The following is a 12,059-nucleotide window of genomic DNA, read 5'->3' as shown; positions in this document are numbered from 1 at the left end:
ATCCAAGGAAACAATGATGCAGATCGAAAACAAGGTTTTTCTCGTCACCGGCGGTGCGTCCGGCCTCGGTGCCGCCACTGCTGAAATGCTGGTGGCTGCTGGCGCCAAGGTGATGCTGGTGGACATGAATGCCGAAGCCGTCGCGGCTCAGGCTGCACGTCTGGGCGCGCAAAGCGTAGTGGCTGACATTAGCAATGAAGCTGCTGCGGAAGCAGCGGTGCAGGCGACGGTCAAAGCGTTTGGCGGCCTCAATGGTCTGGTCAATTGCGCCGGCATCGTCCGTGGCGAGAAGATCCTCGGCAAGAACGGCCCTCATGCACTGGCCAGCTTCAGCCAGGTGATCAACGTCAACCTGATCGGCAGCTTCAACATGCTGCGCCTGGCAGCGGCGGCGATTGCCGAAACCGAAGCCGACGAAGACGGTGAGCGTGGCGTGATCATCAACACAGCATCGGCCGCGGCCTTCGACGGCCAGATCGGCCAAGCGGCGTATTCGGCTTCGAAAGGCGCGATCGTCAGCCTGACCTTGCCCGCCGCCCGTGAACTGGCGCGTTTCGGCATCCGTGTGATGACCATCGCCCCGGGCATTTTCGAAACGCCGATGATGGCCGGCATGACCCCGGAAGTGCGCGAGTCTTTGGCCGCTGGCGTTCCGTTTCCACCGCGCCTGGGCAAGCCGAGTGAGTACGCCGCGCTGGCCAGGCATATCATAGAAAACAGCATGCTCAACGGCGAGGTGATCCGTCTCGACGGTGCCCTGCGCATGGCCGCGAAATAAGGAGGATTAGACATGACACTTTCCAACGATCCGATTGTTATTGTCAGCGCCGTCCGCACCCCGATGGGCGGTTTTCAGGGCGAACTGAAAAGCCTGACCGCACCGCAGCTGGGCGCCGCGGCGATTCGTGCTGCCGTTGAGCGCGCCGGTATCGCCCCTGAATCCGTAGAAGAAGTGCTGTTCGGTTGCGTGCTGTCCGCCGGCCTCGGCCAGGCCCCGGCGCGGCAAGCGGCACTGGGCGCCGGGCTGGATAAATCGACCCGTTGCACCACGCTGAACAAAATGTGCGGCTCGGGCATGGAAGCCACGATTCTGGCTCACGACATGCTGATCGCCGGCAGTGCCGATGTTGTGGTCTCCGGGGGCATGGAAAGCATGTCCAACGCGCCATTCCTGCTGGACCGCGCCCGCAGCGGTTATCGAATGGGCCATGGCCGGGTGCTCGATCACATGTTCCTCGACGGTCTTGAAGACGCCTACGACAAGGGCCGCCTGATGGGCACCTTTGCCGAGGATTGCGCTGAAACCAACGGCTTTACCCGCGAAGCTCAGGACGCGTTTGCCATTGCTTCGACCACCCGCGCGCAACAGGCGATCAAGGACGGCAGTTTCAACGCCGAGATCGTGCCGCTCACCGTGACCGTCGGCAAAGAGCAGGTGCTGATCAGCCACGACGAACAACCGCCGAAAGCCAAACTGGACAAGATCGCCTCGCTGAAACCGGCGTTCCGTGATGGCGGCACCGTGACGGCGGCGAACTCCAGTTCGATCTCCGATGGCGCGGCGGCATTGGTGTTGATGCGCCGTTCCGAAGCAGAGAAACAAGGCCTGAAACCGCTGGCGGTGATTCATGGTCACGCTGCATTTGCCGACACGCCGGGGCTGTTCCCGGTGGCACCGGTGGGCGCGATCAAGAAGCTGATGAAGAAAACCGGCTGGTCCCTGGACGAAGTCGAGTTGTTTGAAGTCAACGAAGCCTTTGCGGTGGTCAGTCTGGTGACCATGACCAAACTGGAAATCCCCCACGAGAAGATCAACGTCCACGGTGGTGCCTGCGCTTTGGGTCACCCGATTGGTGCATCTGGCGCGCGGATCCTTGTGACCTTGCTCTCGGCCTTGCGCCAGAAAGGCCTGAAACGCGGTGTTGCAGCGATCTGCATCGGTGGCGGTGAAGCCACGGCCATGGCTGTGGAATGCCTGTACTGAAGCTGACACCAATCCCTGTGGGAGCGGGCTTGCTCGCGAAGGCGGTGTGTCATTCAACATTGATGTCGACTGACACGGCCTCTTCGCGAGCAAGCCCGCTCCCACAGGTCTTGCGTTTCAACTTGAATTTTAAGGACTTGGCATGATTCCCAATGACGAACAACTTCAGATCAGCGAAGCGGCCCGGCAGTTTGCCCAGGAACGGCTGAAACCGTTCGCCGCCGAATGGGACCGCGAGCATCGCTTCCCCAAGGAAGCCATCAGCGAGATGGCCGACCTGGGTTTCTTCGGCATGCTGGTGCCGGAGCAGTGGGGCGGTTGCGACACCGGTTACCTGGCCTACGCCATGGCGCTGGAAGAGATCGCTGCCGGCGACGGCGCCTGCTCGACCATCATGAGCGTGCACAACTCAGTGGGTTGTGTGCCGATCCTCAAGTTCGGCAACGACGATCAGAAAGAACGCTTCCTCAAACCACTCGCCAGCGGCGCGATGCTCGGTGCGTTTGCCCTGACCGAACCGCAAGCTGGCTCCGATGCCAGCAGCCTGAAAACCCGCGCTCGGCTCGATGGCGATCATTACGTGCTTAACGGTTGCAAGCAGTTCATCACCTCCGGGCAAAACGCCGGGGTGGTGATTGTGTTTGCGGTGACTGACCCGAGTGCTGGCAAGCGTGGGATCACGGCGCTGATCGTGCCCACCGATTCGCCGGGCTATCAAGTCGCGCGAGTTGAAGACAAACTCGGTCAGCACGCCTCCGACACCTGCCAGATTCTCTTCGAGGATGTGAAGGTCCCGGTGGCCAATCGACTGGGCGAGGAGGGCGAAGGCTACAAGATCGCCCTGGCCAACCTCGAAGGCGGCCGTGTCGGCATCGCCTCGCAATCGGTGGGCATGGCCCGCGCCGCGTTCGAAGCGGCCCGCGACTATGCCCGTGAACGCGAGAGCTTCGGCAAGCCGATCATCGAACACCAGGCGGTAGCGTTTCGCTTGGCAGACATGGCAACCCAGATCGCCGTCGCCCGGCAGATGGTGCATTACGCGGCGGCGTTGCGCGACAGCGGTAAACCGGCGCTGGTGGAAGCATCCATGGCCAAGCTGTTCGCTTCGGAAATGGCCGAGAAGGTCTGCTCCTCGGCGTTGCAAACCCTTGGCGGTTACGGTTACCTGAACGACTTCCCGCTGGAGCGGATCTACCGCGACGTGCGGGTGTGCCAGATCTACGAAGGCACCAGCGACATTCAGCGCATGGTCATTTCGCGCAATCTTTGAGAAGGAGTCCCCTCTGTGAGCAATAAAGAGCTGAACTACGAAACGATTTTGCTGGAAACCCACGGCCGCGTCGGCCTGATTACCCTCAACCGTCCACAAGCCTTGAACGCGTTGAATGCGCAAATTGTCAGCGAATTGAACCACGCCCTCGATGGTCTGGAAGCCGATTCGAACATCGGTTGCATCGTGCTGACCGGCTCGAAAAAAGCTTTCGCCGCCGGTGCCGACATCAAGGAAATGGCCGAGCTGACCTATCCGCAGATCTACCTCGATGACCTGTTCAGTGACAGCGATCGCGTGGCCAACCGCCGCAAGCCGATCATCGCCGCGGTCAACGGTTTCGCCTTGGGCGGTGGCTGTGAACTGGCGTTGATGTGCGACTTCATTCTGGCGGGCGACAACGCCAAATTCGGTCAGCCGGAAATCAACCTCGGTGTGTTGCCAGGCATGGGCGGCACCCAGCGCCTGACTCGCGCAGTGGGCAAGGCCAAGGCCATGGAAATGTGCCTGAGCGGGCGATTGATCGATGCGGTGGAAGCGGAGCGTTGCGGCATTGTTGCGCGCATCGTGCCGGCGGATGAGCTACTGGAAGAGGCGCTGAAAGTCGCGGCGCTGATTGCCAAGAAGTCGCTGCCGATTGCGATGATGATCAAGGAAAGCGTCAACCGCGCGTTTGAAGTCAGCCTGTCGGAAGGCGTGCGCTTTGAGCGTCGGGTGTTCCATGCGGCGTTTGCGACGCAGGATCAGAAGGAAGGGATGGCGGCGTTTATTGCCAAGCGGGAGGCGGAGTTCCAGGGTAAGTGATGTAGCGTTCTTGCGGACGCTTTCGCGAGCAAGCCCGCTCCCACATTTGATCTCGGGTGTTCACAAATGCCGTGTACACCGCAGGACTAATGTGGGAGCGGGCTTGCTCGCGAAGCTTTTAAGGCTTCAAACCAGGTAGTGCTTGAGCTCCCGGGCAATCACCATCCGCTGTATCTCGCTCGACCCTTCATAAATCTGCGTGATCCGCGCATCCCGGTAGTAGCGTTCCACCGGGTAGTCTTCCAGATACCCATACCCGCCATGAATCTGTATCGCCGACGAGCAGACCTTCTCGGCCATCTCCGAGGCAAACAGCTTGGCCTGTGAAGCCTCCGACAGACACGGTTTGCCGGCACTGCGCAACCTTGCGGCATGCAGGATCAGCAAACGCGAGGCGTTCAAGCGGGTGTGCATGTCGGCCAGCATGTTGGCGATGCTTTGGTGTTCGATGATCGGCTTGTCGAACTGCACCCGATCCCGCGCGTAAGCCAGCGCCGCTTCGAACGCTGCCCGGGCGATGCCCAAGGCTTGCGCGGCGATGCCGATGCGGCCGCCTTCGAGGTTGGAGAGGGCGATGGCCAGACCTTTGCCGCGTTCGCCGAGCAGATTGGCTTCGGGAACAGTGCAATTGTTCAGGGTGACGGCGCAGGTATCGGAAGCACGGATACCCATCTTGTGTTCACTGCGGTCGACGATGAAACCCGCTGTTTCGGTCGGCACCAGGAACGCCGAAATGCCGCGCTTGCCCAGCTCCGGGTCGGTCACGGCAAACACAATCGCCAGCTTCGCCCGTTTGCCGTTGCTGACGAATTGCTTGGCGCCATTGATCACCCACTGGCCGTCGCGCAGTTCGGCGCGGGTGCGCAGGTTATGCGCTTCGGAACCGGCCTGGGGTTCGGTGAGGCAAAAGCAGCCGATGGCCTGGCCGCTGGCGAGGTCCGGCAACCATTGCTGTTTCTGTTCTTCGGTGCCGTAGTTGAGCACCGGCCCGCAACCCACGGAATTGTGGATACTCATCAGCGCACCGGTGGCGCCGTCACCGGCAGAAATCTCTTCCACCGCCAGCGCATAGGCGACGTAGTCGACATAAGTGCCGCCCCATTCCTCGGGCACAACCATGCCCAGCAGACCCAGTTCACCCATCTTCGCCACCAGACCGTCATCGATCCGGCCTGCCTTTTCCCAGGCCTGTGCGTGGGGCGCGATTTCACCGCGGGCAAAATCCCGGGCCATGTCGCGGATCATCACTTGTTCTTCGCTCAATTCGATATCGTGCATGACTCAGCTCCCGCTCTGGTCGAACCCGGTGAAAAAACTCGCCACGTGCTCAGCGTCCAGCGCCTGCAGAGTCGGCGGGTTCCAGCGCGGGTTCTTGTCTTTGTCGATCAGCAAGGCGCGCACGCCTTCGATCAGGTCGCCGCGTTCGAACCACTGGCGATCCAGGTGCAGTTCGAGGGCGAAGCACTGTTCCAGGCTCAGGTACCGACCGCGCCGCAGCATTTCCAGGGTCACGCCCATGGCCAGCGGTGAACGGCTCTCCAGCAGGTCGGCGGTGGCCGTGGCCCACTCATGGCTGTCGGCGACGGTCACTTGACGCAGTTGTTCCACCATACTCGGCACATCAGGCAGGGCGAAGAAGTGATCGATAGCCGGCCGCAACGCCGCCAGGGGCGCTGCCGGCAGTTGCTGCACGGCGAGTTTCGCCAGCATGCCTTGCAGGTCCTTGAGCGGCGTGTCGTGCCATTCGAGGTGATCGAGTTGTTCGTCCAGCGTGCCCAGCTTGTCGCTTTCCAGGTACCAGTCGGCCAGGCCGCAATAGAGTGCATCGGCGGCGCGGATCTGCATGCCGCTGACACCGAGATAAATGCCCAGCTCACCGGGGATGCGCGGCAGGAAGTAGCTACCGCCGACGTCCGGGAAATAACCGATGGCCACTTCCGGCATCGCCAGACGGCTGCGCTCGGTGACCACCCGCAAATCGGCGCCTTGCACCAGCCCCATGCCACCGCCCAGCACAAAGCCGTCCATCAAGGCCAGGACCGGTTTGCGATAGTGATGGATGGCGAGGTCGAGGGCGTATTCCTCGACGAAGAAATCCTCGTGCAGGGTGTCGCCGCTTTTGAAACTGTCGTACAGCGAGCGAATATCACCGCCGGCGCAGAACGCTTTCTCACCCGCGCCGCGCAACACCACCGCATGCACCTGCGGATCCTGTGCCCAGGCATCGAGCTGCTGTTGCAGGCTGCGAACCATGTCCAGGGTAATGGCGTTGAGGCCGGCGGGGCGATTGAGGGTCAGGTGACCGATGTGATTGCGAACCTCGGCCAACACTTCGTTTTGCGTGGCATCCATGGGCTGTGTTGTCGGGGATGAAACCTGAGCAGTCATCACTAACTCCCTGCTTTTATTGTTCTTTATAGAGAAGCTCGCGCGCGAGCGATGCTGGATCGTATCAGTGCAAAATTGTGATGTACAACCGGGATACGTGCAGGTGCTGTTTGCATTTTTACCTTAAGGCACCATCAAAGGAATGCAAACTTCGGCAGCAATCGGCGGCGAATCTGTCAGTCAAGATACGGAACCTGTGGGATTGCGCTTGACTGACTGGCATCGGGGTAAGCCTGCACACCACAAAATCCTTTTCCTCAGGTTCTGCTGCTCAGCACTTCACCGATGCTACGCCGCTTGGCATGCAGCTCACTGGCATGAATCAGTTGTTCGAGGTCTTCGGGGGTGATGTCGTAGAAGGCCTCCATGTCGGCGAGGGCCAGTTTCAGATCCGCGGCAGTGATCGCCTGGCTGTCGGGGACGGGCATCATCGGTGCCGGTTCAGCGGGACGTTTTGGGTAACGAATGCGCGTCAGGTTGTTGTACGCCAGTGCGCTGAGCAGCATCGTCGAGCCACTGAGCATCACCGGGCCGAGTGCTTTCCAGTCCAGGGCAATGGTCGCCGGGTCTGCCAACACCAACAGCAACGCCAACGCTCCCGCAGGCGGGTGCAGGCAACGCAGCCAGCACATCAGAATCAGCGCCATGCCCGCCGCGAGGCAGGCGCTGCCGAGGGTGCGTCCGAGTACGTGAGCGACCAGCAGCGAAACCACCCCGGCGCTCAAGTAGCCGCCAAGAATCGACCAAGGCTGGGCGAGGGCGCCTGAGGACACGGCAAACAGCAATACTGCGGAGGCACCCAGCGGGCCGATCAAGTGCTGAGCCACTTGCATGCCGAATACCTGACTGCAGAGCCAGACGCTGAACATCGTGCCGAGCGACATGCCGATAGCGGCGCGGCTCCATTCTGAAGGACGGGTATTGATGGCGGCAGGTAACCAGCGAGCAAACATGAGGCAAACAATCCAAAAAATCGAGGCAAAAAAAAGGCTTAGCTGGGATACCCAGAAAGCCCTTGAAGTAGTTCCAACTATTGGGGGAGGAACGCCGCACAGTGTGCCGATCATTCCTGATGCTGACAAATTCATATTAATGCAGCTTCAGTGCATTATTTATGCAGTATTGCCACGCGCCGACCGCTCATGAAGCAGAGAAAACCGCCCATCGCCGTCAATGCGCTCAGGGCATAGAACATGGTGGGGGCAGGCGTATGCATCAGCAGATAGCCACAGATCACCGGGCTCAGCGCACCGCCGAGGGCCGCGAGGTTCTGCGCGCCGTAGTAGCTGCCGCGCAGTTCTTCCGGGGCCAGGGTGTCGACGAAGAGGAATTCGGCCGGATAAATGATCATTTCGCCGAGGGTGAAAATGAACATCGCCACGCACCAGCTCACCAGACTGTCAGCCAGGCTGAAACCGATCAACCCGAGGATGAACAGGCTGGTGCCCCCAGCAATCCAGTAGCGCAGTTGTTCACGTTTGAGGAACCGGCCGATCTGATATTGCAGCAGGATCACGCTGATGGCGTTGCAGGCGAGCAGGGCAGCCATGGTTTCCAAGGCACGTTTGGTGTCTTGGGTGACCAGCAAGTATTGCGACAGGTACAGGGTGAAACGACCGTGCACCACGGTGCTGAGCAGGCAGCCGCAAGTGAACATGATCAGCGTGCGGTCGTTCTTCAGGGTGATCAGGGTTTTGAGGAAACTCTGGGGCTGGCCGATGGCGGGTATCTGGGCCGGGTCTTTGGGAATCCCGCTCATCAGGAAAATACTGAAGAATGCGATGCCGCCGGCAATCAGGAACGGCGCCAGCGGCTGCACCCCGGCGATTACCACGCCGAGCATCGGGCCGGTAGCGTAGCCGATGTTGGTCAGGGTATAGCGCAGCGAAAAAGCCTTGGCGCGCTGGCCCATAGGCAGGTTTTCGCTGAGGATCGCCTTGGACCCGATCAGGAACAGCGCCGAGGCGGTTTCGGTGATCACCAGGGTGGCGGTGGTCAGGTAGAGGTTTTCGGCGAAGGTCAGCAGCACGAAACCGATGGCGCTGGAGAGCATGGCGAGGATCAGCAGCCGGCGCTTTTCCAGGCGGTCGATGATGTAACCGCCGTAAAGGGCGAGCAGGGTGGCGATAAACACCGCGATGCCCAGCAACAGGCCGACGTCCTGTTGGTTGAGGCCGAGTTTGTTGCTCAGAAACAGGGTGAGCAACGGGCTGGTAATGGCGCGGCTGACGACGATGGTCAGCGAAACGATCATCAAGCGGCGAATAACGAGGGAGTAAGTGGCCACGGTGGGGCAAATGTCCTTATTTATTTAGATTCTGTAGTGTTCGCCGGGATATCGAGTCGCTGCCATTCGCGAGCAAGCCCGCTCCCACATTAGAACTGTGCCGATCACAAAATTTGTGATCAACCCCCGATCAACTGTGGGAGCGGGCTTGCTCGCGAAGAGGCCGGATCAGGCAACGCCATACTCAAGTCAGCCATCGATCAAGCACCCGAACCGACTCCAGTTCTTCCAGCCGCCACAACTGCTCAATCAATCCTTCCGCCCGCTGCCGTGGCATAACCCGCCCAGCCAGACTGAAGAATTTCTCCTCCAGCGCCTCATCACTCAGCGGATTGCCCGGCGCGCCCAGCGGCACCTCAACACACAGGCTCGCTTGCCGACCGTCCACGGTCTGCAGGCTGACCACAGGCTCGCCATCCTCTGACAGTAGCGGGTCGACTTCAAGGCGAATGCGCGACATCCAGTGAGCAATCCGCGGGTGATGGCGTTGTTCATCATCGTAGGCTTCCAACCGGCAATGACCATGGACCAATCGAGCCGCGAGGGCATAACGCAGGCTCATCTGCGCCGCCGGCAGGGTGTTGATCTCCTGACCGCCGCACATGTCCTGAAGGAATCCGCACAACGAAACCTGAACGCTCTCGACCTGCTCCGCGCTGACCTGCAATTGATCCAGCAACAGGCCCAATGCATCGATCGCCGAATGCGTCCCCCGGCATGCGGCGTAGGGTTTGATCGAGCATCGGGCGAGTTTCCATACCTGGCCCAGTTCGGCATCCAGCGCCTCGGGCACAGCGGTATCCGCCGCGAGGGTCTTGAGAAAACCGCCCCAGACATCATCGAACAGCTTTGTCGGCCCGGTGATCCCTTGTTGAGCAAACCGCGCCGCCAGCAATCCACCTTCGGCGGCCCTACCGCTGTGGAGTTTTTTGCTTTGCGAGCCGTCATGAATGAAGGCCCAAAGACCGCCGCTGAAGCTGCCGGCAATGCCCAGCGCCGCCAGGGTTTGTGGTGCATCCAGACAGAGAATCCGCGCACTGGCCGCCGCAGCACCAAACACTCCGCACGTCGCCGTGGAATGCCAGCCGGCGCCGTTGTGGGCCGAGTAACTGCCGCAGGCTTCGAGCACCCGGCGGCCGATTTCGTAGCCGATCACTACAGCGGTGATCAACTCGCGGCCACTTACCGGTGTTTCAGAAACCGATCGCTCAGACATCGACACCGCGGCCATCACCGCCGGCAGCACCACTGCGCCGGAGTGGTCGCAGCCGCCGGTGTCGTCCAGCTCCAGGGCATGTGCGGCGATGCCGTTGAGCATGGCGGCCTGCGCTGCGCCGACTCGCTGACTGGTGCCCCAGACCAACGTATTCCCGGCTTCACCCTCGAAAACCCGACGTGCCTGCTTCGCCACATCGCTGCCAGCCCCAGCCAGGGTTACGCCGAAGGTGTCGAGGATGTGTCGCCTGGCTTGCACGACCAGTGCGGGTGGTAAATCTTCGAAGCGAGTATCGACGCAGAACTGCGCCAGCCGCTCCATCCGCATGACCCCATCGTAGGCGCCACCGAAGGTTGCGATCTCTTGATCTTTCATACGCCGTAATCCCGGTAATGACGTTCGTACACCGCCGCTGGGTGATCCTCGTCCAAGGGCGCTGCCGACTCAGCCCACCACTGAGCGACCTCGGCACCGGTGGCGATCCACACGTCGTTATGCTGTTGAATGCTTTGCAGCAATTCGCGCAACACGCCGATCCGCCCAGGCGTGGCGATGATTTCCGGGTGCAGCCGCAGCACGTAACACAGCCCGAATCGATGAAACCCGGCGAAGTCCATTTGCAGGTTGCCCAAGGTATGGCTGTAAGAGGCGATCCGCGATTGCGCGGGAGGCACCGCCGGGCTGAGGTTGAAGGCGAAGTAGGGCTCGTCTTCCAGTTCATAGTGCAACGGCAACTCGATCACGTCGGGCGCGGTCGGGTGCGCGAAGGGCAAATCATCGCCGCGCCATGACGAATCCCAACGGATGCCTTGCTCCCTTAACGCCTCGATGAAACCAGGCGCACCGTTGCCGGCGGGGATGCGAAAGCCTGTCGGACGCTGACCGGTCAGCGCGCTCAAGGCCGCGCAACCCTTGGCGACCTCGGCACTTTGCTCAGCCAGCGTCAGATTGTCGTAATTCTGATGGCGATACCCGGCGCAGGCAATCTCATGCCCGCCGGCCAGGATCGCCCGGATGTGCTGCGGGTTTTCCTCGGCAACGATGCCGGGGATGCACCAACTGCTGGAAACGCGTAGTTCTTCGAACAACCCGAGCAAACGCTCGACACCGCGTTGGGTGCCATAGCGCCACACCGACAAGGTTTTGTCGCGCCCGGCGACTTCCGGCGCCTGGGTGAGGATGCCGTGGATGTCGTTGTAATCGACGGTCAGCACCACGGCGCAGCGGTAGCCGTTGGGCCAGACAATGGAATCAGCCATGGTGATGCTCCTTCAGCCACCAGTGGGCGACGTCGCGGCAGGTGGCGAACCAGACGTCGTCGCGTTGGCGCATGTGTTCGAAGAGTTTTTCCAGCAACAGGATACGTCCCGGTTTGCCGGTGATCTTGGGGTGGAACAGGGTGGTCAGGCACAGCCCTTCATTCATGGCACCGTCGAACTCGCGGCACCAGTTGTCGAGGGTCAACGCGTAGCTGGCGGTGCGGTCGAGTCCCGAAGGAAAGTCCGGCGCGCGGGTGTAGGCGAGGGAGGCGTAGTCATCCATTTCCCAGCGCCCGGGGATTTCCACCAGCGGCGTATCGGAGCCCGGCACGTTGACCAGGTACGGCCGGTCATCGCCGCGCATGCTGCTGGAATAGGTCACGCCGGCTTCCACCAGCATGGCCGGTGTCTCGGCTCGCCAGTCGCCGGATGGCGTGCGAAAACCTTCGGCGCGGATGTTCAGGTGTTTCCAGAACACCTCGCGGGATTTGCTCATCACGTCCTTTTGCTGGTCCAGCGTCAGGGCGTAAAAGGATTCGTGTTTGTAGCCGTGGTAGGCCACCTCATGCCCGCGCTCGACAATCGCCTGGCACTGTTTGGGCCAGTTTTCAACGACCCAGGCCGGGACGAAGAACGTGGTCGGGATCCGGAACTCATCCAGCAAATCGAGAATGCGCGGCAGCGCCCGATAGGGGCCGTAACCACCGAAACCAAAATACTCGGGCTTGCGCCAGATCGAACCGTTGAGCATCGCATCGCCGGTCGGGCCATCGAGGTCGAAGGCCAGGGCGAGGCAGGCTGTGTGCTGATCGGGCCAGGTGGGTTGTGGTGAGGAGGACATGTGGTGCTCC

11 protein-coding genes are annotated in these 12,059 nt (G+C 61.0%); 4 read left to right on the top strand and 7 right to left on the bottom strand.

All coding sequences use genetic code 11. From position 1 onward, the window contains the following. Positions 1 to 16: 16 nt before the first annotated feature. The 4 genes from AB7M29_RS18820 (at position 17) to AB7M29_RS18805 (ending at position 4,058) form a co-directional block, all read left to right on the top strand. Positions 17 to 778, top strand: a complete 762-nt coding sequence (locus tag AB7M29_RS18820) for an SDR family NAD(P)-dependent oxidoreductase (RefSeq protein WP_454247523.1) — start codon at positions 17 to 19, stop codon at positions 776 to 778. A 12-nt stretch (positions 779 to 790) separates the two neighbouring features. Continuing rightward, positions 791 to 1,984, top strand: a complete 1,194-nt coding sequence (locus AB7M29_RS18815) for an acetyl-CoA C-acyltransferase (protein ID WP_050683239.1) — start codon at positions 791 to 793, stop codon at positions 1,982 to 1,984. A 142-nt stretch (positions 1,985 to 2,126) separates the two neighbouring features. Further along, positions 2,127 to 3,254: an acyl-CoA dehydrogenase gene (locus AB7M29_RS18810; protein WP_454247522.1), complete on the top strand. Its 1,128-nt coding sequence runs from the start codon at positions 2,127 to 2,129 to the stop codon at positions 3,252 to 3,254. A 30-nt stretch (positions 3,255 to 3,284) separates the two neighbouring features. Continuing rightward, positions 3,285 to 4,058 (top strand): enoyl-CoA hydratase, encoded by a 774-nt coding sequence (locus AB7M29_RS18805; protein WP_030131385.1) that lies wholly within the window; start codon positions 3,285 to 3,287, stop codon positions 4,056 to 4,058. 126 nt (positions 4,059 to 4,184) lie between these two features. Here AB7M29_RS18805 and AB7M29_RS18800 read toward each other — a convergent pair whose 3' ends face one another. The 7 genes from AB7M29_RS18800 to AB7M29_RS18770 all read right to left on the bottom strand — a co-directional run bounded on the left by AB7M29_RS18800 (position 4,185) and on the right by AB7M29_RS18770 (position 12,049). Then, positions 4,185 to 5,336, bottom strand: coding sequence for an acyl-CoA dehydrogenase family protein (locus AB7M29_RS18800; protein WP_454247521.1), 1,152 nt, complete (start codon positions 5,334 to 5,336; stop codon positions 4,185 to 4,187). A gap of 3 nt (positions 5,337 to 5,339) precedes the next feature. Then, on the bottom strand, positions 5,340 to 6,446 hold the full coding sequence (locus AB7M29_RS18795) for an enoyl-CoA hydratase/isomerase family protein (protein WP_454247520.1): 1,107 nt from the start codon (positions 6,444 to 6,446) through the stop codon (positions 5,340 to 5,342). Between the two features lie 257 nt (positions 6,447 to 6,703). Further along, entirely contained in the window at positions 6,704 to 7,399 is a 696-nt protein-coding gene (locus AB7M29_RS18790; RefSeq protein WP_217855842.1) for an HPP family protein, read from the bottom strand. A gap of 155 nt (positions 7,400 to 7,554) precedes the next feature. Beyond that, on the bottom strand, positions 7,555 to 8,733 hold the full coding sequence (locus tag AB7M29_RS18785) for an MFS transporter (protein WP_454247519.1): 1,179 nt from the start codon (positions 8,731 to 8,733) through the stop codon (positions 7,555 to 7,557). 184 nt (positions 8,734 to 8,917) lie between these two features. Continuing rightward, positions 8,918 to 10,324: an MmgE/PrpD family protein gene (locus tag AB7M29_RS18780; protein ID WP_454247518.1), complete on the bottom strand. Its 1,407-nt coding sequence runs from the start codon at positions 10,322 to 10,324 to the stop codon at positions 8,918 to 8,920. After that, on the bottom strand, positions 10,321 to 11,208 hold the full coding sequence (locus AB7M29_RS18775; protein ID WP_454247517.1) for a polysaccharide deacetylase family protein: 888 nt from the start codon (positions 11,206 to 11,208) through the stop codon (positions 10,321 to 10,323). The genes AB7M29_RS18780 and AB7M29_RS18775 overlap by 4 nt, the downstream gene beginning before the upstream one ends. Continuing rightward, positions 11,201 to 12,049 (bottom strand): polysaccharide deacetylase family protein, encoded by an 849-nt coding sequence (locus AB7M29_RS18770; protein WP_454247516.1) that lies wholly within the window; start codon positions 12,047 to 12,049, stop codon positions 11,201 to 11,203. Before AB7M29_RS18770 ends, AB7M29_RS18775 begins: the two co-directional genes overlap by 8 nt. Between the last annotated feature and the right edge of the window lie 10 nt (positions 12,050 to 12,059).

It is taken from the genome of Pseudomonas sp. F-14 TE3623 (assembly GCF_053629015.1).
Note: the sequence above shows the minus strand (reverse complement) of the source record. Positions and strands in the feature narration are given on the sequence as shown.

Coding starts and splice junctions, on each gene's coding strand:
- AB7M29_RS18820 (WP_454247523.1), top strand. CDS start 17: ATGCAGATCGAAAACAAGGTTTTTCTCGTCACCGGCGGTGCGTCCGGC.
- AB7M29_RS18775 (WP_454247517.1), bottom strand. CDS start 11,208: ATGGCTGATTCCATTGTCTGGCCCAACGGCTACCGCTGCGCCGTGGTG.
- AB7M29_RS18780 (WP_454247518.1), bottom strand. CDS start 10,324: ATGAAAGATCAAGAGATCGCAACCTTCGGTGGCGCCTACGATGGGGTC.
- AB7M29_RS18795 (WP_454247520.1), bottom strand. CDS start 6,446: ATGACTGCTCAGGTTTCATCCCCGACAACACAGCCCATGGATGCCACG.
- AB7M29_RS18770 (WP_454247516.1), bottom strand. CDS start 12,049: ATGTCCTCCTCACCACAACCCACCTGGCCCGATCAGCACACAGCCTGC.
- AB7M29_RS18790 (WP_217855842.1), bottom strand. CDS start 7,399: ATGTTTGCTCGCTGGTTACCTGCCGCCATCAATACCCGTCCTTCAGAA.
- AB7M29_RS18800 (WP_454247521.1), bottom strand. CDS start 5,336: ATGCACGATATCGAATTGAGCGAAGAACAAGTGATGATCCGCGACATG.
- AB7M29_RS18815 (WP_050683239.1), top strand. CDS start 791: ATGACACTTTCCAACGATCCGATTGTTATTGTCAGCGCCGTCCGCACC.
- AB7M29_RS18810 (WP_454247522.1), top strand. CDS start 2,127: ATGATTCCCAATGACGAACAACTTCAGATCAGCGAAGCGGCCCGGCAG.